The organism is Paraburkholderia sp. MM5496-R1, assembly GCF_050436205.1.
Lineage (GTDB): Bacteria > Pseudomonadota > Gammaproteobacteria > Burkholderiales > Burkholderiaceae > Paraburkholderia > Paraburkholderia tuberum.
The window spans coordinates 483,821-504,050 of record NZ_JBNDLT010000003.1 but is presented as its reverse complement, the minus strand read 5'-3'; the positions used below and the strand labels follow the sequence as shown (position 1 = coordinate 504,050).

The window sequence follows — 20,230 nt, the reverse complement described above, 5'->3', positions numbered from 1 at the left end:
CTCTTTAGTCGGACCCGCAACCCGCCGCGCTCAACCGCTCAGCTCTTTCGCGCGGTCTGCATCCAGCCGGCTTGCACGCCGAACTGCGCGATCTGTTTCGCGACTGCATCGGCGAGGCGCTTTGCATCGTCCGACACGCCCGCGCGCTTCGTTTCGGTCACGCCGTGCAGGCCCGCGCCGGCCGCTGCCGCGGTCGCGACGGTGCCGGCCGCCGCGCCGACCCCGGCGGTTTCGACCATGCCGGGCATCTTGCCGCTGTCCGCGTTGGCCGTGAAGCTCTGCACGACATGCGGCGTGCCGTCCGCGGGCTGGTAGACGATCCGCACCGCGCTGCTCACCTCGCTCTTGCCCGCGCCCAAGCCGATCAGCGTGCGGCGGCGGCGATTGCCGGCGTCGATCGTCTCGAAGCTGCCCTGCACGAGCAGCACGTTCTGGCCGGCGGGCACCGGCGCGTCGGTGCGCACCGCGTGCAGACCCATCGCCTGCAGCTGATGGACGATCTCGTCGGCGACCTGCTCGCGCACCTGGGCGGCATCGGCAACCTGCTTCTGCGCGTCCGACGAGCCCGACATCTGCGTCTTCAGTTTTTGCAGCATGCCGCCGTTGTCGAGCTTGACCTGCTGCGGATCGGCATCGAACGTGTAGACGTAGATCGTGTCCGGATGCATCGTCGATTGCGTGCCTGCGTCGGCCGTCGCGGACGTGCTCGTCGCGCTCAGATTCGTCACGCTGGCGCCGGCGCAGCCGCTCAGCAGCGCGCCGCCGCACACGAATGCCATGCAGGTGAAACGGGCGGCGTTCTTTTTGATGAAGTTCACTGAAGTCAACATGATGATCCTGTGGTCGGCACGCGGTGCCAGTCTGTTCGAGTCCGTCGCCGATGATCGGGCAACCGTGGGATCGTCGATCATCGGCGAAGGGATTCGCACGTGAAGCCTTTCGATCTCATGCGTCTGTGATTCGTCACGCACCGGCAGCGAACGAAGTATGGGTGAGCGGCTCGCCGAACTCCATTCAACAATTATTTCGAGCGATGTCACGGCGAAACGAAGAAGAGCGCGCGAACGTCGAGCCGCCGATCAGCTCAAAGCGAGCTTGACGATGCAGCACAGGACGAAAACTAGCAGGGCGGCGGCAATGGCCATGTCCAGCGGATAGCGCATTCCTTCACCCTGCCCTGACGTTGCGGAGCTCCTATCGTAATCACCTGACGGAAGATGAAAAGCATCAGTGAAGCGCCAATGTGGGACAGGCAACGTAGCCGCGGAAAGCCGCGCGGGGCGGGGCGGCAGGAGCGCTTCCACCCATCGGCGAGATGCGGCGATGCAGCGGTCGCTCGATCGCGCTCGCATGCTCCGGCGCAAAGAAAAAGCGCCACGTGGCGCGGCGCTTTATTCGCAATTCGCGATGAAATTTATTGCGGTTGTGCCGCTGGCTGACCCGGCGGCGTGCCATGCGGCGCCTTGTTCGCCGCCACGAGATCTTCGGCGAGACTCGTGCGTAGCGTCGCGATCGCCTGCTCGGGATTGGCGGGCTTCAACTGCTCGCGCGCGAGCGAGTCGTACACGTAGTGACGCAGCATCGGGTCCTGGGTCTTGTTCAGCACGTCGCGGTAGACGGCGACGATCTCGCCTTCATGACCGTTTAGCGCGTACAGACGGCGCAGTTGTTCGAGATCATTGATCACCGCGAAAGCTGGGCTCGGATGACCCATCATCGGACCATGCCCCGGCGGCCCGTCGCCGCGCGGGCCGCCGTCGTGCATAGCGGCGCGCGGCTCTGCGGCGCAGACCCCGAAGCGACGCACGTTGCCGTGAACCGGTTTTCGCCAGGGTGAGTCCGCTGGCGCAACCCAGCCGGATAGCGCATGATTGCTCCGATGTGCCGTGCGACCCCAAAAGCACCTTGCTGTGGCGGCACGCGCGGCACACGCAGCCGCCGGCATCGGCGTCGCGCCTGGTGCGGGCGACGCAGAGGCGATGAGTCTTCAACCGCAAGGAGGATTTCGCATGGACCGACCCGATGCAGCCAATCCGTTTGGCGATCTAACCAAAATGCTGGAGCAGTTCAAGCTCCCCGGATTCGACGTGCCCGCCATCATGGAAGCGCGCCGAAAGGACATGGAAGCGCTGGTTCAGGCGAATCAGACAGCATTCCAGGGGATGCAGTCGCTCGCGCAGAAACAGGCCGACATGCTGCGCACCACGCTGGGCGAGCTACAGGCGCTGACTGTGCAGCTCACGGCGGCCGGCACCGCGCCGTCGAGCAAAACCGCGGAGCTGATCCAGCAGAGCCTGCACAAATCGCTCGCCGACATGCAACAGCTCGCACAAGCCGCGTATCAGACCCAGGCGGAATCGTATGGGGTGATCGCGAAACGCGTCGAGGAGAACGTGCAGGAGTTGAAGTCGCTTCTTCAGCAACCGAAGAAGTAGCGCACGCCGCGAGTTCCGGACGATTCTATGACGCGGAGGGCCGCCAGGCCCTCCGCTTTTTTTGGTGCGCCAGGCATGGCGCGCAGCGCCGTGACTGGCGCTGTCCGACCCGCTGTGGTGGCGAGCCGGATGACTTGGGGGTGAAAGTCCTCTGCACACCCGGCAAGGGGAAGTGCTAGCTGAACGGCAAGGGTGTCCGTCGTAAGGCGGAATCTGAAGGAAGCCGCAGGCAAAATGCTGGCCTGACGAACAGGAAGCGGATATCAGGCGGTGTGGCGGGGTGAGCAGTCCAAGATCTGTAAAGCCCAATACTTGCACGGAACGCCACGACGTAGATCCGACAGGCATAAGCAGGAAGGTCGCGCGCATTACCCTGGGAGCCCCGTCAGTCTGCCTTGTGCTACTGGCATCGCAAGGTGCCGGGATGGGCTGGCGGGAGTCAGCAGAGGCCATAGTGTGCGCTGGGCAGCGCGTTGTTCCGGAGGGTTGAAGTCCCTCTGGCGCCCGGATGAGGGGCGCCATATCCGAAAGCGGGGGTAATGCCTCGCTGGCCGGAGAGAGGTGGGAAGGTATGGAGACGTCTAACTGGGCATGAAGGCGAAAGCCGGAAACGGACAAGGCGGACCTGAAGCCAGCATCTCGCAGTTCTCCGGAGGGCAGGGTGTCCGCCGTGAGGCGGAATCCGAAGGGCATGAGGAGAAGTACCGGGCCGTAGTCGATGGGGGCTGCCCCGATGACGAACCGGTCGGCCAAAGGTGGGGCAAGGTCGAGCCTGCACTATGGAGGCGAAGGCGTTCTCATTCACCCACCGCACCAAGGTGTTTGCGGACGGCACGGTACGGAAGAACAGCGTGTGACCCCAGGAGAACTGGCACAGTCCGCGGGTGGCACCGCGGGAAGTGAGCCTATAAGCGAGGAGCGAAGTGGCGAGCGGTGCTGTGTCAGTAGTCGGACGGCTGAGTAGTACCTGAAGCGTGGCCAAAACTACGTGACCGAGCGATCGGCGACAGAAGTGGGTCGGGGAAGGCAGCCGGCGAAGATGATTGGGAAGAACCCGGACGACAGTGAGTAAGGACACGGAGGAGGATCAGTTCCATGAGCGAAATACCCGTACATCCGCGCCCGAGGAGACTGTCTGACTGGATTAACCCGATGGAAGCAAGGAAGGTCCACTCATTAATTGACAAGGTTTATCAACGGAAGAATCTGGAAGTCGCCTGGGAGCGGGTCCGGGCCAACCGGGGAAGTGGCGGTGTCGATGGAATCAGCGTGGCAGACTTTGCCGAACAGGCGGACCAGCATCTGGACCGCCTGCAGGCGGAACTGCGTGCGCGGACCTATCAGCCGCAACCAGTTCGGCAGGTCTCGATCCCGAAAGTCGGCAAACCGGGGGAGTTCCGCAATCTCGGCATACCGTCGATTTATGATCGCGTATGCCAGCAGGCGCTGCTCAACCGTCTGGAGCCGATCTTCGAGCCGGTATTCGACGACGCCAACTTCGGCTATCGGCGAGGGCGATCGACACACGACGCTTTGCGCAAGATCTGGAAGGAGATCGAGAGCGGCAAGGAATGGATTGTCGATGCTGATCTGAAGGACTTCTTTGGATCAGTTGACCATGACAAACTTCTGTCGCTCGTTGCCCAGCGCATCGCTGACGGTCGGGTACTAGGCCGAATGGCACTTACTTAAGCCTACATGGAGGAGAAGACGCGGGTAAGTGCTTGAAGAGAAAGGGAGGGGGCTGATCCAGGGATTGATACGATGGTTGTTACCAGGCAAACACCGTCTCATTCCAAAGATCAGCCCCCATGGATCGTAATGCACGAAGTCATCACAGGCAAACACGAAGCAGGGTTCAAAGCCGGGCGTGCAGGGCCCAGGCGGTAGACTACTTCAACATACTGACGAGCCCGGGGCTGTTGGGCATAACGGAAGCGTATTTGCCAGAACATCGGGAACGGCTGTATCCGCCGACGGTGACACTGTCGATGTTCATGCGCCAGGCGCTGGAAGAGGACGCCTCCTGTCAGAAGGCAGTCAACGGGTGGGCGGCGCAGCGAGCTGCCGACGGGCTGCGGCCCATGAGTGTGCGTACGGGAGGCTACTGCCGCGCTCGCCAGAGACTGCCGCTGACGATGGTGCGGGAGTTGGCGCGCGAGACGGGGCGCCAACTGCATGAGCAGGCCGAGGCTGCCTGGAAGTGGCGCGGGCGCCCGGTCAAGCTGGTTGACGGCACCGGGATCTCGATGCCCGATACGCCGTCGAACCAGGCCCGTTTCCCGCAGTCCAGTGCTCAGGCCGAAGGAGTGGGCTTTCCATTGGCCTATCTGGTTGCGGTGATCTGTCTGGCAAGCGGCGCAGTACTGGAGTCGGCGGTCGGAACTTACGCGGGCAAAGGCAGCGGGGAGCTGACGGCGTTTCGCATGCTGCAAGGCACGTTTCGCAAAGGTGACGTGATCGTCGCCGATGCCTTGTACTGCCACTACTTTCTGATGGCCTCAATGATCGCCGCCGGGGTGGACGTCGTGATGGAACAGCATGGGGCACGCCGCACCGACTTTCGGCGAGGCCGGTCCCTGGGCACGCGCGATCACATTGTGACGTGGCCCAAACCCCGGCAGCGTCCTGACTGGATGACGCATGAGCAGTACCAGGCCTTCCCCGATGAACTGATGGTGCGCGAGTCCAGGCTGCATCACCGGGTGCTGGTCACCACGATGCTTGATGCACGCAAGACCAGCAAACAGGACCTCTCGCAGTTGTATGCCAGGCGCTGGAACGTGGAACTGGATCTACGTAACATCAAGACGACGATGGGCATGGATGTGCTGCATTGCCAGACTGCCCACATGAACGAAAAGGAGATCTGGGTCCATCTGCTGGCCTACAACGTGATTCGGCTGCTGATGGCTCAGGCCGCCAGTCACCATGCCACTGACCCGAGAACACTGAGTTTCAAACACACGGTGCAGTTATGGACTGAATGGCTGGCCAGAGGTCTGACGGCAACTCACAACCAGAGTCTCCTGTTCAACCTGATCACGCAGTCTTGCGTTGGGAGTCGCCCCGGTCGCATCGAACCACGAATGCGCAAACGAAGACCGAAGTCCTACCCATGGCTGAAAGAGCCTCGTCACATCGCACGTGAGCGCGTCCAAAAATATGGGCACGCTCCACGGGCTTAAGTAAGTGCCATTCGTACTAGGCCTGATCAAGGCGATGCTCAAAGCCGGCAGTTTCGGCAAGGGTCGTCTGTTTCCAAGCGAGCGTGGAACGCCGCAAGGTGGGGTAGCTTCACCGCTGCTCAGCAATATCCTCCTGACGCCGTTTGATCGGGAGATGCGGCGCAAGGGCTACCAGCTTACCCGTTACGCGGATGACTGGGTGATCACCTGTTCATCCCAGACAGAAGCGCGCGCTGCCATCGCAGCGGCGACGAAGATTCTGAGCGCACTGGGTGTGCAACTTAATCCGCAAAAGACGCGGATTGTGCATGTTCGGTTTGGATTCGAGTTTCTCGGCTACAAGATCAAGCGTGGGCGGCAGTTATCGCTGCCCGCAGCCAAGATCCGCAGTGGCGCCCGGTCGGGTGCGCTGTACGCGTACCCCCGGGAGAAGTCGGTCCAGCGCTTCATGGATCAGGTGCGTCGTCTTACAAAGCGATGTGTGCCGCTTCGAACGCGGGAGCTGATTGGACGGCTCAATCCCATCCTGCGCGGCTGGGGGCACTACTACAAGCGGTCCCACGTCCGGCGAATCTTCAACCGGCTCAACCGATGGATCGTGCGGCGCATCTGGTCGCATCGATTCAAGCGCTGGCGCAACATGGGCTGGAAGGTCTTGCCCGAGGCGCGGCTCTATGGTGAGTTCGGGTTAGTCAACCTTGTGCAACTGATACCTTCTATTGCATCCCAGCATGCTGCATCTTCGTGAAAGCTGCATGCCGGAAAACGGCACGTGCAGTTTGAGCGGCGGACGGAGGCCAGCGCGTCAGCGCGCCTCCTCCGACCCAACAGCGGCTCGGAACCGGAGCAGTGAAGGGCCGAACCTGACGAGAGTGGATAGTCACGCGTGCTCTCTGAGCGTTTGGGCACAAGTCTCGGCACAGCCGGGAGCCTGCGATCAAACTTGACGGCCGGAAGCCTGAGAGAGGTTGGGGTGTCCATTGAACGACAGGCGACACGACGCACGAAACGAAGCTCGCTGGAGCAATCCAGTCGTCAGGAAACGCCGGATACGTGATCCGTACGTCCGGTGTTGTGGGAGGACGGCGGGGGCAACCCCGCCTCCTACCCGATCCCGTCGGGATTTGCGTTGCAAGCCTCATGTAGCCAGAGGAATGCGGACTCCGCCCGCTCGTTATGCGGCAGACGCTTACATCGATGAACAAGCGCTGCTCACGTTCGCAACTTTTACGCGTGGCGGCCGCAATTTCCGCAGTCGGTCAGTTCTGAATGTCAGACGGAAACCGAATAAGCGTCAAAGCATTGTCGCCAAAAGGCTTTTGCCCACGCTGATCAAACCCGGTCGATCGATTCAACAGCTCCGAACAGTTTCAATCGCGCCGCAAACGATGCCGCGCGCCATTCCCCTGACTAAAGTTTCGCCTCGCCTTTCCGTAGACGCATTCACGCAGCCCAACCGGCGTGAAGGCAACCGGCTTTGCCGGTCAGGTGTGCGCCCCTAGTCTCGCGTTTGTGATCGGCTACATGCAGGTCGCGGCGTTTCACCTCGAAGGAAATCTCTTGAAACCGATGCTTCTCACCCGCATTGCCTGCGCAATGCTCGGGGCAAGCTGCGCGTTGCCGTTCGGCGCGCACGCGACGCTCGGCCAGAACGCCAGCACCGTCGACGGCGATCAGACGCGCCTGCATGCGGTTGCTCGCGCGGCCAGCGCACAGGGCGCGTATTCGGTGCATGTGCTGACGCTGCCGTCCGGCACCCAGGTGCGCGAATACGTGGCGGGCAACGGCATCGTGTTCGGCGTCGCGTGGGACGGCCCGACGCTGCCCGATCTGAAGGCGACGCTCGGCGCGTCCTTCGATGCCTACGTGGCCGCCAGCGCGGCGCGGCGCGGCGCGCCGCTCGCGGTCTCGAACCGTGACCTCGTGGTGTTCTCGAGCGGCCATCTGCGCGCGTTCACCGGCTACGCCTATCTGCCGCAGGCGGTGCCCGCGGGCGTCGACGTCAGCGTTATTCAATAACGGAGCGAATCATGCGATCCAGGTCTTCGTGGATGACTCTGCTGGGTGCGGCGCCCGTCGTGGTTCTGGCGCTGCTGTTGAGCGCGTGCGGCGGCGGCGGGGGCGGCAGCGCGAGCACCACGGCCAATTCGAGCACCTCCAGCAACTCGAACGGTTCGGGCAGCTCGACCAGCTCGTCGGGTTCGACCGTGACCAACACGTCGCCGTCGCCGCAGGTGCTGGCCGCCAACGCGGTGCGCGTGACGGTCGACTCGGGCGTCAGCAACGTGCCGAACATGCCGTTCGTCAGCGTCACGATCTGCGCGCCCGGCACCAGCAACTGCCAGACGATCGATCACGTGCTCGTCGATACCGGCTCGTGGGGCGTGCGCGTGTTCGCGTCGCAATTGCCCGCGTCGATGAGCCTGCCGCAGCAGCAGGACGGCTCGGGCAACCTGGTTGCCGAATGCATGCAGTTCTTCGACGGCTACACGTGGGGCGCGGTGAAGCTCGCCGATGTGCAGATCGCCGGCGAAAAAGCCGCTGCGCTGCCGATCCAGGTGATCGATCCGGGCTACGCGTCGCTGCCGGGCGATTGCGCGGCCGTCGGCGCGGCGCGCAATACGCCGGCCGCCTTGCAGGCGAACGGCATTCTCGGCATCGGCGTGTTCAAGCACGACTGCGGCGCGAACTGCGTGCAGCAGGCGATCCCCGCGACCTACTATGGTTGCGGCGGCACCAGCTGCACGTCGATACCGCTCGCGCAGACGTACCAGGTCGCCAATCCGGTGCCATACTTCGCGACCGACAACAACGGCTCGATGCTCAGTCTGCCGACTGTGTCGGGCGGCGCGCCATCGGTGTCGGGGCAACTCGTGTTCGGCATCGGCACGCAGAGCAACAATGCGCTCGGCGGGGCGCAGGTGGTCGGTGTGAGCCCATCGAACGGCACGTTCACGACGGTGCAGAACGGCACCACGTATACGCGCAGCATTATGGACAGCGGCTCGACGGGACTCTTCTTCCAGACCACCTTGATGCCGGCCTGCGCGAGCCCGAACAGCGCTTATTACTGCCCGAGCTCGACGCAGCAGTTGAGCGCGATGATCGAAGGCGTGAATGGCGCGACGAGCGCGGTGACGTTCAGCGTCGGCAATGCGATGTCGATCGCGCAGACTGATAGCGGCGACTCGGCATTGCCGCTGCTCGCGGGCCCGGCATTCGTCACGTCGACGGTGTTCGACTGGGGGCTGCCGTTCTTCTACGGTCGCAATGTCTATGCGGCGATCGAGCAGCAGTCGACGCCGGGTGGGACGGGGCCTTATGTGGCGTACTGAAGTGGCGTACTGAGGTCGCGTATTGAAGTGGCGAGCCGGGCGCGGGTAGCCGGTTGCTCGCGGCTCGATGATGCGCGTCATATGCGCCCGCCGCCGGCCGGTCCGGCGGCGGGCTTTTTTATGCGCTTGTTGGCTCGCGGTCGCCCCGCTTGTCGCGCTTGTCACCCGCTGCCGCGATCACGCGATGCACAAAGCGCAGCTTGTCGACCACCGGCGCGGCGAGCGTGAACGGATAGCCGTCGGGCATGCCGAGACTGCGATTCAGACTGTTCAGCGCATAGGTGAGCGGAAACCAGCGCTTCATCAGATTGCCGAAGCTCGCGTCCTCGACCGGCGTGCGGTCGGTCAGCGTCGGCTCGCTCGGATCGTCGGGCAGCAGCGCGAGGCCGTAAGACGTCGACGTGTCGAGCACGTCGACGATCAGCAGATAGTGCGCCCATGTCTCCGCCCAGTCTTCCCACGGATGCATCGTCGCGTAAGCGCTGATGTACGACGCCTGCCAGTCGGCCGGCGCGCCGTCGCGGTAGTAGGCGTCCAGCGCTTCGCCGTAGTCGGCCTGCTCGTCGCCGAACAGCTTGCGAAACGGTTCGAGCCAGCGCGGCTCGGTTTCGATCAGGTGGCGGAAAAAGTAGTGGCCCGTCTCGTGGCGGAAGTGGCCGAGCAGCGTGCGGTACGGCTCGCCCATCGCGGTGCGCACTTTCTCGCGATGCGCGTCGTCGGCCTCGGCGATGTTCAGCGTGATCAGCCCGTTGTCGTGACCGGTCATCACGGGCTTGCCGGCGCCGCCGTCGGCGAGAAACTCGAAGGCGAGACCGCGCTCGGGGTCCGCGTCGCGCGATCGCACGTCGAGGCCAAGCTCGCCCAGCGTGTACAGCAGACGCCGCTTCGCGACTTCGAGCCGGTACCAGTAGAGCCGGTTTTCCGGTTCGCTCAGGTTCGGAATCGTGCGGGTCAACTGGCAGGCGTAGCACAGCGTGTCGGGCGAATCGGCTGGGATCATCCAGTTGCAGACGTTTTCGACCGCGTAGTTGTGGCATTGTCGGAACAGCGCGCCATTCGCCTCGGGATGCAGGCTGCGCCAGCGGCCGTCGCCGGCGTCCCCGAACGCGCTGATTTCCCGCAGTTCAGGCAGATAGCCGAGCAGCGACTCGCAGCGCTCGCAGCGGACGTTCTCGTAGAACACGAGGTGCGCGCAGCGATTGCAGTGGAAGGTTTTCATCGGGCGGGCCTCGTGATCGGTGCTATGTCGTTTGCGATGATGAGCCATGGTAAGCGGCATCATCAACGCGATAGCGGACGAAAGCCGGTCGCAATCTTCATGCCGCGATTGCAAGACGTCACCGCTTTAACGCACAGTACGGTCATGATCGTGCATCGGCGCTGCGCCGCTTTGGTGCACGGTCCGAGGCGAGCCCGCGGCAGGGCGCGAGGTACGCAACGCAAACGCAGTTCAGACAACACCAAACGATTCATACGGGTTTATCCAGCAACGGCATAGAGCTTGCTTTTTTGGCGGGCTGCCCCCCTTCGTCGAGGAGTCCGGAGTGTCCATACGCGTCGCGTTGCATCACGTTACCCATTACCGCTACGACAGGCTGGTCACGCTGTCACCCCAGGTCGTGCGGCTGCGGCCCGCGCCGCATTGTCGTACGCCGATCCTGTCGTACTCGATGCGCGTCGAACCCGCGAGGCACTTCATCAACTGGCAGCAGGACGCGTTCGCCAACTATCAGGCGCGGCTCGTGTTTCCCGAGCAGACCCGTGAGTTCAAGGTGAGCGTCGATCTGGTCGCCGAAATGGCCGTCTACAACCCGTTCGACTTCTTTCTCGAACCGTCGGCCGAGCAATTTCCATTCGACTACGCGCCGGAGCTGGCGGCCGAACTCGCGCCCTACCGCGTGAAGCGGCCGATGACGCCGCGTTTCGCCGAGTTCGTCGCGAGCATCGACCGCACGCCGGCCGGCACCGCGAACTTCCTGGTGGCGCTGAACCAGCGGCTGCAACGCGAGATCCGCTACCTGATCCGGATGGAGCCGGGCGTGCAGACGCCGGAGGAAACCTTGACCAATGCGGCGGGCTCGTGCCGCGATTCGGGCTGGCTGCTCGTCGAGACGTTGCGGCAGCTCGGCTTCGCGGCGCGCTTCGTGTCGGGCTATCTGCTGCAGCTCGCGCCCGACGTCAGATCGATCGACGGCCCGAGCGGCACCGAGGTCGACTTCACCGACCTGCACGCGTGGTGCGAGGTCTACCTGCCAGGGGCGGGCTGGATCGGGCTCGATCCGACCTCGGGGCTGTTCGCGGGGGAAGGGCACATACCGGTCGCGTGCACGCCGGAGCCGGGCAGCGCGGCGCCGATCTCGGGTGCGGTCGACGAAAGCGAGGTCGAGTTCGGACATACGATGTCGATCGAACGCGTGTTCGAGTCGCCGCGCGTCACGAAGCCGTATAGCGAAGCCGCGTGGCACGACGTGCTGAAGATGGGCGCGCGGGTCGACTACGAACTCGCCGACATGGACGTGCGACTGACGATGGGCGGCGAGCCGACCTTCGTATCGGTGCGCGATCGCGACGCCGCCGAATGGAACACCGACGCGCTTGGACCCACCAAGCGCGGCTACGCGGTCGCGCTGGTGGACCGGCTGCGCGACCGCTACGGCGCGAACGGCTTCCTGCATATCGGCCAGGGCAAGTGGTATCCGGGCGAGCAACTGCCGCGCTGGGCGATGTCGCTGTACTGGCGCGCCGACGGCGAGCCGTGCTGGCACAACCCGGCCCTGTTCGCCGACGAACGCGAGCCGGGCCGCTACACGGCCGCCGACGCGCAACGTTTCATCGCGCATCTGGCCGCGAAGCTGTCGCTCGACCCCGACTGCATCCAGCCCGGCTACGAAGACACCTGGTACTACCTGTGGCGCGAGCGCCGCCTGCCGGTCAACGTCGATCCGTTCGACGCGCGGCTCGACGACGAGCTCGAACGCGTGCGACTGCGGCGCGTGTTCGATGCGGGGCTCGCGAGTCCGTCAGGCTACGTGCTGCCGCTCGGCCGCGAGCGTGGCGCGCCGGGCATCACGCCGACGTGGATCACGGGCCGCTGGTTCTTCCGCGACGACCGCATGTATCTGATTCCCGGCGATTCGCCGATGGGCTACCGGCTGCCGCTCGAATCGCTGCCGTGGGTGTCGAAGACCGACTATCCGTATCAGCACGCGCACGATCCGTTCGCACCGCCGCAGCCGCTGCGCACGGCCGCGCAGTTGCGCGTGCAGTACGAAGGCGGGCGCGAGGGCCGGCAGATCACCGAGGAACAGACCAGCGCGCTGCCGGCGGCCGCGCTGTCGCTGCCGGCGGCCGATCTGCTGAGCGGCATGCCGCACGGCGGCGTGCTCGCGTATGCGCCGCAGCGCCATGACGAATCGCTGCCCGCGCTTGGCGAATCGTCGAAGGACACGCTGCGTACCGCGGTGTGCGTCGAGGCGCGCGACCCGAAACGCGCGGCCGGCCCGGAAGCCGAAGCCGATTCGTTCGGCAGCGGCCGTACGCTACTGCACGTATTCATGCCGCCGCTGACCGATCTCGACGACTATCTCGACCTGCTCGCCGCAGTCGAAGCGACGGCCGCGGAGCTGAAGATGCAGATCGTGCTCGAAGGCTATCCGCCGCCGCGCGATCCGCGTCTGAAAGTGCTGCAGGTGACACCGGACCCCGGCGTGATCGAAGTCAACATTCATCCGGCCGCGAACTGGGACGAGCTCGTCGATCACACCGAGTACCTTTATCAGTCGGCCGCGCACAGCTATCTGAGCAGCGAGAAGTTCATGCTCGACGGGCGCCACACTGGCACCGGCGGCGGCAATCACTTCGTGCTCGGCGGCGCGACGCCGGCCGACAGCCCGTTCCTGCGCCGGCCCGATCTGCTCGCGAGCCTGATCGCGTACTGGCACAACCATCCGTCGCTGTCGTATCTGTTCTCGGGGCTATTCATCGGACCGACGAGCCAGGCACCGCGCGTCGACGAAGCGCGCAACGATCAGGTCTACGAACTCGAGATCGCGTTCTCCGAACTGCAACGCCAGGTCGATCTGCTGGGCGGTCGCGACAGCGGCAACCTGCCGCCGTGGATGATCGACCGCGCGCTGCGCAACATCCTGATCGACGTGACCGGCAACACGCACCGCGCCGAGTTCTGCATCGACAAGCTGTATTCGCCCGACGGCCCGACCGGCCGCCTCGGCCTGCTGGAGCTGCGCGGCTTCGAGATGCCGCCGCACGCGCGCATGAGTCTCGTGCAGCAACTGCTGCTGCGCGCACTGGTCGCGCGATTCTGGCGCATGCCGTACACGCAGCGGCTCACCCGCTGGGGCACCGAGTTGCACGATCGCTTCCTGCTCGGCACCTTCGTGAAGATGGATTTCGACGACGTGCTCGCCGAGCTCGGCGAAGCCGGCTTCGCCTTCGAAAGCGCGTGGTTCGCGCCGCACTTCGAATTCCGCTTCCCGCTCGTCGGCGAGATGACGCTGAGCGGCATCGACCTGACGATCCGCAATGCGCTCGAACCATGGCACGTGATGGGCGAGGAGGGCGCCAGCGGCGGCACGGTGCGCTATGTCGATTCGTCGGTCGAGCGGCTCGAGGTGCGCGCGCTCGGGTTGAACGGCAATCGTCACGTGCTGAGCGTCAACGGCGTGCCGGTGCCTTTGCAGCCGACCGGCCGCGTCAGCGAGTACGTGGCCGGCGTGCGTTTTCGCGCGTGGTCGCAGTCGTCGGCGCTGCATCCGACGATCGGCGTACACGCGCCGCTCACGTTCGACCTCGTCGACACATGGAGCGGCCGCTCGCTCGGCGGATGCCAGTATCATGTCGCTCATCCGGGCGGGCGCACCTATCAGACCTTCCCGGTCAACGCCTACGAGGCGGAAAGCCGGCGACGCTCGCGTTTCTTTGCGTCGGGTCATACGCCGGGGCCGCTCGCCGTGGGCACGCCGCAGCGCAGCCTCGAGTTTCCGTTCACACTCGATCTGCGCCACAGTTGAAAAACACGCATCACTGACATCACACGACCTTGGCCTTTCAATCGACTTTGCCCTTCGAGGCGTCCGCGCTGCCGGCGGACGCTTCGTCCCTGTTGCGATTGCTGCCGGGTCATGACGGACATTGGGACGAGCTGCGCGACGCGTCGGGCGCGCTGCGCGAGCCGTGGCGGCAGTTCTTCGCACTGCTCGACGAAGACGGCGTGGCGCGGCTCGCGGACCATCACGCGTCGATCGCGCAGCAGATCCGCGACAACGACATCAGCTACAACGTCTACGCGGACAACGGCAAGTCACGGCCATGGGCGCTCGACCTCCTGCCGTTCCTGATCAGCGAGGCCGAGTGGGCGCACCTCGAGCGCGGCGTCGCGCAGCGCGCGCATCTGCTCAACGCGATCGTTGCCGACATCTACGGACCGCGGACGCTGCTCGAAGATGGCCGACTGCCGCCCGCGCTGGTGTTCGGCCATCCGGGCTATCTGCGTTCGGTGAAGGGCTTCACGCCGCCCGGCGGTCAGTATCTGCAGGTCGTCGCGCTCGATCTCGCGCGTACGCCGGGCGGCGAGTGGAGCGTGATCGCGCATCGCACCGAGGCGCCGTCCGGTCTCGGCTACGCGCTCGAAAACCGCCTGATCGTGTCGACGCTCCTCGCGGAGCCGTTCCGCTCGCTGCGCGTGAGCCGGCTCGCGCCGCTCTATTCGCAACTGATCGCGACGCTCGTGCAGGCCGCGCAAGCGACGATGCGCAATGAGGAAAGCGCTGACGCGTCACCGCATATCGCGCTGCTCACGCCCGGGCCGTACAGCGAAACCTATTTCGAGCATGTGTTTCTGGCGCGCTATCTCGGCGTCACGCTGGTCGAAGGCAAGGATCTGACCGTGCGCGGCGACCGGCTCTATCTGAAGACCCTGGCCGGCCTCGAACGCGTGCACGTCGTGCTGCGCCGGCTCGACGACGCATTCTGCGACCCGATCGAACTGCGCGCCGATTCGACGATCGGCGTGCCGGGGCTGTTGCAGGTGATGCGCGCGGGCAATGTGATCGTGTCGAACGTGCCGGGCTCGGGGTTCGCCGAGTCGCCGGCGTTGCACGGTTTCATGCCGGGTATCGCCGAAGCGTTGCTCGGCGAAGAACTGCTGCTGCCCGGCGTGCCGACCTGGTGGTGCGGCGAACGGGCCGCGCGCGAGCATGCGTTCGCGCATCTCGACGACGCGTTCATCGTGCCGACGTGGCCGCTCACGGGACGCGACACGCCGCCCGGCATCGAAGGGGGCAGGCAGCCGCTCGCGGCATGGCGCGAGCGCATCGACGCGTTGCCCGACGCGTTCACGATCCAGCAGGAGCAGCGCTTTTCCTGCACGCCGCGCTTCGAGGAGGGCACGATCGGCGGAAGGCCGTCGGTGCTGCGCGTCTATGCGATCGCCGACGTCAACGGCGGCTGGCACGTGATGCCGGGCGGTTTCACGCGCATGGCCGCGGAGCGTCAGACCACGGTATCGATGCAGCACGGCGGCAGCAGCGTCGATACCTGGGTGCTGTCGAGCCAGCCAAGCTCGACCTTCACACTGCTGCCTTCGCCGATGCAGCCCGCCGATCTCACGCGCAAGCATCGTACGGTATCGAGCCGTGCCGCGGAGAACCTGTTCTGGGCGGGCCGCTACGGCGAGCGGGCGGAAAACAACGTGCGTCTGCTGCGGCTGATTCTCGGCTCGCTCGAAGGCAACGACGCCGATTCGATGTTCGCGACGCTGGTCGAACTCGCGACATGGTGCGGCCTCGTGCAGTCGGGCGACCTGGCGTCGCCGCACGGGCTGCCGTCGCCGCAGACGTTCGAGCGCGCGCTCGTCGCGAATCTCGGCGAGAGCGCGGGCAGCGTCAGCATCAGCCAGAACCTCAATTGCCAGGCGCGCGCGAACGGCGAGGTGCGCGGGCGTTTGTCGAATGATCATTGGCGCATGATCCTCGCGGCGCGCAACGACTTTCAGGACGCGTTGCAGGTGTTGTCGCCAGCCGTGGGCGCGGGCAACGGCGGCGCGGGTGCCACGAGCAGCGGCAATGCGTTCGATCGCTACGACCGCGTGACGCTGGCGAATGCGCTCGAGCATCTGTCGGTGCAGCTATCGGCGATCAGCGGCGCGCAGGGCGACCGCATGACGCGCGATGAGGCGTGGCGGCTGCTATTCGTCGGGCGTCATATCGAACGCGTCGCGACGATGGCCGCGTTCATGCGCGGCGTCGCCGTGAACGGCCAGCTCGCGACGCCGGCCGGCTTCGATCTGCTGCTGCAAATGTTCGACAGCACGCTCACGTATCGCTCGCTGTATCCGGGACGTTTCGAAGTACCGGCGCTGCTCGATCTGCTCGTGATCGAACCGCATAATCCGCGCGGCATTTATGGCGTGTACGAGCGCCTGCGCAACAAACTCGACGAGATCGCCATCGCGGCGGGCAGTGTGCGGCATCGGCCGTTCGCGGAGCTGCTGCCGCCCGTCGAATCGCTGCCGACGCTCGAATCGCTGTGCGAGGTCGACGAACAGGGCTCGTATGGCAAGCTGATTGCGCTGTGCGATCAGATCGGCAGCTTCGCCAATGCGGCCGCGCATGAGATCAGCGCGCGCTATTTCAGTCACGCGACCACGGTTGCCTCGCAGGTGTGGGCATGAAGAACGCGTCGACGGTGCTGTCTGTTTCGCATCGCACTGTTTACCATTACTCGACGTATGTCGAAACCGCGCAGCATCTGGCGACGATCCGGCCGCTCGCGTGTCCGTGGCAGCGTGTGATCTCACGCAGCGAGCGGATCGAGCCGCAGCCGTCGTATCAGCATAGCCGCATCGACGCATTCGGCAACGACGTGCTGTACTTCGCGCTCGATACACCGCACGAGCGCCTGCAACTCGTCAGCGAAACCACGGTCGCGCTGACGCCGCGCTGGACCAACCTCGACGCCGAGGCCACCCCGCCCTGGGAGACGGTGGCCGAGGCGCTGCGGTTTCGCGTGGGCGGCGAGTTCTGTGCCGAGGCGGAGTACTGCTTCGCTTCGCCGAATATTGCGCTGCGGCCGTCGCTGCGCGCGTATGCGTTGCCGAGCTTCACGCCCGGCCGGTCGCTCGTCGCGGGCGCGATCGATCTGATGCATCGGATTCACGAGGACTTCGCGTACAAGCCGTCGGCGACGCTGTTCGACACGCCGGCCGAACGCGCGTTTGAGCTGAAGAGCGGCGTGTGTCAGGATTTCGCGCAGGTGATGATCGGCTGTCTGCGCTCGCTTGGTTTGCCCGCCCGCTACGTCAGCGGCTATCTGCGCAACGATCCGCCGCCGGGACACCCGCGCCTGATTGGCGCGGATGCTTCGCACGCTTGGGTATCGGTGCATTGTCCGGCCAGCGGCTGGATCGATCTCGATCCGACCAATGACGTGCTCGCCGATCTGGATCATGTGACGCTCGCGATCGGGCGCGATTACAGCGACGTGTCACTGCTTCGCGGGACGATTCTTGGCGGCGGCGCGCATCGGATGGAAGTCGGGGTGACGGTGCTGGAGTTGTGATTGCGGGCGCGGTTCTGTGCCGGTATTGGACCGAGGTCGGCCAACTATTCGCCCCGCAACTCATTGTCGAACGGAACGCGAATAAAGCCGAATCGCGTTGGCTGTCTGTGGCCCGGAACGCTGATCGACCAGCAACGATTATTGGCCTTCTCGCGCAATTCAGGCTCCGCTAGAAGTCCTGCTGTGACTGTCGAGGAAAGACACGAACGCCGCAACCTGCTGGAGCTCATGATCCAGATCGGCGAGAACTACCACGCGACCAATCGCACCGATCAGGAACTGTTCACCGTGCTTGCGCTTGACGCCAAGCGGCTTCCTAACCGCCAACTGACACCGGGAGACGCGGCAGCGCTTCTCGCTGACCCTGCGCAGGGCGTGAACGGGAAACTGGCGTCTATGGACGCTTCATGGGCAAAGCACTGACCGGCGTCGGTCACTTACGGTAAAAGCGGCTCAATGCCGCTTTTTTGTTGGACGGTGATATTGGAAAACTGCACCTGAAAATGAGATGGCCAGAGCAATTGCGAATATCTGTCAAAACGGGATTATCTCGAATTAAAGTCATTGACCGTGACCCGTTTAAATGGTTTATTCGATAGATGTTTTTCTGGAAAACAGAAGAGGTCGAATGGGAAAACTGAAACAGGATGGTGCCGTGGGCAAGGAAGAATGCCTGCTTTGCCGTATCACCATTTAGTCTACTTAAACTTCACGCCAATACCGTCTGCAATGGGTCTCAATGTCGAATCCGGCGAATTTTTCCCGCGGGATAGGCTTCAGTTGCATTCGATCTGAACCATAACGCGGAGGGTAACTGATGATGCTCTTACGGGTGCTCAATGGTCTGCTGGTCTGAAAGCGCGAATTAACCTATGGGAGGGTCCAATGTATGAAAGGATGCGCTCCGCAGAGGCGATCATTGCAGAAATGAAGGCTCGCTTTGCGGATATGTTCGAGGGATCAGATAACCGGGAATGTCTTGATTGCCGTATTACATTCAAGATATACAAAGGGTGGCCTGATATGCCTCATGCAATGACGACGAATCCTAAATCCGGGGAGCGGATTCCGATTAATGCGATCAGGGCTCTCCCGTCCGGTTACGACATGAGGCAGGCGTTAGGGCAAGGCGAGGGGTGCCTCTGTCGCAGTCGACCTGCAGGCCCGTTCGATGAACGGTTCACCATCAGGGATTACAACGGCAACCCTGTGCCAGATGTGCGATACCGGATTCTCGCCGAAGGCAAAGAAATCTGTAGCGGCAAGACAAACGCAGCCGGGCAGACTTCTCGCGTTACAACGCAGGGTTTCAAGTTTCTTGCGATTGAAGTGGAGCGCTAGCAAAGCGAACGACAACACCGAATGGGTAACTCTCGATGACACTGCTTTTACAAACACGACTCTTGGTTCAAATAGGGACGTCACGATCAACACGACCTCTATCTGCCCGAACATGACCAACAAGGAGTTTCGCAGACAGGCTATGCGGGCACGCGATATCGGCGTCGAGTTAATCAAAAACCGCATTGAGGGCCTTGCACGTTGGGACACGAAAGAGCAGGACCGGGTGACGACCTTCTTTGCAAGTGCGGATGTACACGCAAAGAGGGTACTTAGCGAAGGGCTTCCGAGATTGCTTGCAGCGATGCAGCAACTGGAGCCAGAAAGGATTGTGCGATGGGACAGTGAAACAAACCGGCACCTGTCGTGTGCGGTCACGCCGGATTCGGGCGTCAATCACGCCGCAGTCTGCAAACCGGATTCGGAAAAACGGGTTATCGCTATTTACTCGAAGTTTTGTGAAAGTCCATTTGCCCAGTTGTGGGGAATATGCAAGGTCAAGACGATAATCCATGAATGTACGCACTTCACAGACACTTTTAATTCGCAAGACCACATGTATCTCGACAGCGAAGCGGGGGCGATGATCTTCGCGAGAAATAAGCCTCATCAGGCGATTAGCAACGCGGACAGCATCGCTGGCTACATAGCGACATTCGATGGAGTTAATATCGCACCATGAGTAGACAACCGATTTTGCGCGGTGGCCTTCTCGCGGCATTGCTTGCCGTGTGGTTTTGCTTGGGACGCCCGGTTAATGCTTGTACTATCGGAGAGGTAGCGGCTATTGAGTTGCCATTCAACACGGTCGAACTTTCAAAGGAAAATCGGCGCGCAATCGCAGAGGCGGTGGAAGAGGCAAAGAAGTGGCCTGACGTGCAGATTCAGGCGATTGTGATGGCCGGTGCATATATTGGCGAGCACGATCTTGACGTTTTGCAGGAGCGCCGTGGGGAAAACGTGCAAGCGTATTTGAGGAAGCTCGGTATCAGAAGTGAGAATATCTATATCGTGCCGAAAACTCTTACGGATGGGTTCGTGGTGAAGCGGGCTGACGGTGAACTAGCTGTCCGCCAGATCGAAGTTGAGTTGCATCCGATCTGTAAAGGTAGCTGCGCATGGATGTGCAACGATCCAAGAGTGACCCCACGCACCAAGGTTATCAACCCGTAAGCACAAGAATAGGGCCCGGCCTCGGCGGGGCTTTTCATTCCAGCGCGAAACAGAATCACAGATCGCGCGCCGAGGCATGCAGCGACCGGGCACCACCACGACCGAGCATAGGCGATATCACCGATGAACTCGATGTCGGTCAGCACGAAGCCGTTAGGACCCATCCAGCTCAGTTCAACAT

The 20,230-nt window shown here is 63.3% G+C and carries 16 protein-coding genes; 13 read left to right on the top strand and 3 right to left on the bottom strand.

Annotated features, from left to right (window positions below; genetic code table 11):
* Window positions 1-38 precede the first annotated feature (38 nt).
* Window positions 39-779: a DUF4410 domain-containing protein gene (locus tag OKW38_RS28535; protein ID WP_429334581.1), complete on the bottom strand. Its 741-nt coding sequence runs from the start codon at window positions 777-779 to the stop codon at window positions 39-41.
* On the opposite strand from OKW38_RS28535, the gene OKW38_RS28530 reads away from it, so the two are divergent.
* A complete protein-coding gene (locus OKW38_RS28530) occupies window positions 703-933 on the top strand; it encodes a hypothetical protein (protein ID WP_429334642.1) in 231 nt (76 codons plus the stop codon). The two genes, OKW38_RS28535 and OKW38_RS28530, sit on opposite strands and share 77 nt — an antisense overlap.
* A 481-nt stretch (window positions 934-1,414) precedes the next feature.
* Here OKW38_RS28530 and OKW38_RS28525 read toward each other — a convergent pair whose 3' ends face one another.
* Entirely contained in the window at window positions 1,415-1,765 is a 351-nt protein-coding gene (locus OKW38_RS28525) for a hypothetical protein (RefSeq protein WP_429364248.1), read from the bottom strand.
* A gap of 244 nt (window positions 1,766-2,009) precedes the next feature.
* On the opposite strand from OKW38_RS28525, the gene OKW38_RS28520 reads away from it, so the two are divergent.
* The 6 genes from OKW38_RS28520 to OKW38_RS28495 all read left to right on the top strand — a co-directional run bounded on the left by OKW38_RS28520 (window position 2,010) and on the right by OKW38_RS28495 (window position 8,958).
* Complete coding sequence (locus OKW38_RS28520; protein WP_090807197.1) at window positions 2,010-2,435, top strand: phasin family protein; 426 nt, start codon at window positions 2,010-2,012, stop codon at window positions 2,433-2,435.
* A gap of 1,095 nt (window positions 2,436-3,530) precedes the next feature.
* On the top strand, window positions 3,531-4,127 hold the full coding sequence (locus OKW38_RS28515) for a reverse transcriptase domain-containing protein (RefSeq protein WP_244145221.1): 597 nt from the start codon (window positions 3,531-3,533) through the stop codon (window positions 4,125-4,127).
* Between the two features lie 119 nt (window positions 4,128-4,246).
* Window positions 4,247-5,623, top strand: coding sequence for an IS4 family transposase (locus OKW38_RS28510; protein ID WP_090812824.1), 1,377 nt, complete (start codon window positions 4,247-4,249; stop codon window positions 5,621-5,623).
* Between the two features lie 4 nt (window positions 5,624-5,627).
* Complete coding sequence (locus tag OKW38_RS28505; RefSeq protein WP_244144978.1) at window positions 5,628-6,371, top strand: reverse transcriptase domain-containing protein; 744 nt, start codon at window positions 5,628-5,630, stop codon at window positions 6,369-6,371.
* Window positions 6,372-7,192: 821 nt separating this feature from the next.
* Window positions 7,193-7,642 carry a DUF2844 domain-containing protein gene (locus OKW38_RS28500; protein WP_429365545.1) on the top strand — a complete coding sequence of 150 codons (450 nt, stop codon included), beginning with the start codon at window positions 7,193-7,195 and terminating at the stop codon, window positions 7,640-7,642.
* Window positions 7,643-7,653: 11 nt separating this feature from the next.
* Window positions 7,654-8,958, top strand: a complete 1,305-nt coding sequence (locus tag OKW38_RS28495; protein ID WP_429364246.1) for a DUF3443 domain-containing protein — start codon at window positions 7,654-7,656, stop codon at window positions 8,956-8,958.
* Window positions 8,959-9,076: 118 nt separating this feature from the next.
* Here OKW38_RS28495 and OKW38_RS28490 read toward each other — a convergent pair whose 3' ends face one another.
* A complete protein-coding gene (locus tag OKW38_RS28490) occupies window positions 9,077-10,177 on the bottom strand; it encodes a zinc-binding metallopeptidase family protein (RefSeq protein ID WP_090810223.1) in 1,101 nt (366 codons plus the stop codon).
* 325 nt (window positions 10,178-10,502) lie between these two features.
* Between OKW38_RS28490 and OKW38_RS28485 the strand changes: the two genes are divergently transcribed.
* The 6 genes from OKW38_RS28485 to OKW38_RS28460 all read left to right on the top strand — a co-directional run bounded on the left by OKW38_RS28485 (window position 10,503) and on the right by OKW38_RS28460 (window position 20,049).
* A complete protein-coding gene (locus tag OKW38_RS28485) occupies window positions 10,503-13,988 on the top strand; it encodes a DUF2126 domain-containing protein (RefSeq protein WP_429364244.1) in 3,486 nt (1,161 codons plus the stop codon).
* Between the two features lie 29 nt (window positions 13,989-14,017).
* The gene (locus OKW38_RS28480; RefSeq protein WP_429364242.1) at window positions 14,018-16,648 is read left to right on the top strand and encodes a circularly permuted type 2 ATP-grasp protein; all 2,631 of its coding nucleotides are present in this window, start codon (window positions 14,018-14,020) and stop codon (window positions 16,646-16,648) included.
* The gene (locus OKW38_RS28475; RefSeq protein ID WP_429364240.1) at window positions 16,645-17,535 is read left to right on the top strand and encodes a transglutaminase family protein; all 891 of its coding nucleotides are present in this window, start codon (window positions 16,645-16,647) and stop codon (window positions 17,533-17,535) included. The genes OKW38_RS28480 and OKW38_RS28475 overlap by 4 nt, the downstream gene beginning before the upstream one ends.
* Before the next feature lie 183 nt (window positions 17,536-17,718).
* On the top strand, window positions 17,719-17,958 hold the full coding sequence (locus OKW38_RS28470; protein ID WP_429364238.1) for a hypothetical protein: 240 nt from the start codon (window positions 17,719-17,721) through the stop codon (window positions 17,956-17,958).
* A 748-nt stretch (window positions 17,959-18,706) separates the two neighbouring features.
* Window positions 18,707-19,558: a M35 family metallo-endopeptidase gene (locus OKW38_RS28465; RefSeq protein WP_429364236.1), complete on the top strand. Its 852-nt coding sequence runs from the start codon at window positions 18,707-18,709 to the stop codon at window positions 19,556-19,558.
* Window positions 19,555-20,049 carry a hypothetical protein gene (locus OKW38_RS28460; protein WP_429364234.1) on the top strand — a complete coding sequence of 165 codons (495 nt, stop codon included), beginning with the start codon at window positions 19,555-19,557 and terminating at the stop codon, window positions 20,047-20,049. The genes OKW38_RS28465 and OKW38_RS28460 overlap by 4 nt, the downstream gene beginning before the upstream one ends.
* Window positions 20,050-20,230 lie beyond the last annotated feature (181 nt).

Coding starts and splice junctions, on each gene's coding strand:
- OKW38_RS28535 (WP_429334581.1), bottom strand. CDS start 779: ATGGCATTCGTGTGCGGCGGCGCGCTGCTGAGCGGCTGCGCCGGCGCC.
- OKW38_RS28525 (WP_429364248.1), bottom strand. CDS start 1,765: ATGCACGACGGCGGCCCGCGCGGCGACGGGCCGCCGGGGCATGGTCCG.
- OKW38_RS28520 (WP_090807197.1), top strand. CDS start 2,010: ATGGACCGACCCGATGCAGCCAATCCGTTTGGCGATCTAACCAAAATG.
- OKW38_RS28515 (WP_244145221.1), top strand. CDS start 3,531: ATGAGCGAAATACCCGTACATCCGCGCCCGAGGAGACTGTCTGACTGG.
- OKW38_RS28510 (WP_090812824.1), top strand. CDS start 4,247: ATGGATCGTAATGCACGAAGTCATCACAGGCAAACACGAAGCAGGGTT.
- OKW38_RS28500 (WP_429365545.1), top strand. CDS start 7,193: ATGCTTCTCACCCGCATTGCCTGCGCAATGCTCGGGGCAAGCTGCGCG.
- OKW38_RS28495 (WP_429364246.1), top strand. CDS start 7,654: ATGCGATCCAGGTCTTCGTGGATGACTCTGCTGGGTGCGGCGCCCGTC.
- OKW38_RS28490 (WP_090810223.1), bottom strand. CDS start 10,177: ATGAAAACCTTCCACTGCAATCGCTGCGCGCACCTCGTGTTCTACGAG.
- OKW38_RS28475 (WP_429364240.1), top strand. CDS start 16,645: ATGAAGAACGCGTCGACGGTGCTGTCTGTTTCGCATCGCACTGTTTAC.
- OKW38_RS28465 (WP_429364236.1), top strand. CDS start 18,707: ATGAACGGTTCACCATCAGGGATTACAACGGCAACCCTGTGCCAGATG.
- OKW38_RS28460 (WP_429364234.1), top strand. CDS start 19,555: ATGAGTAGACAACCGATTTTGCGCGGTGGCCTTCTCGCGGCATTGCTT.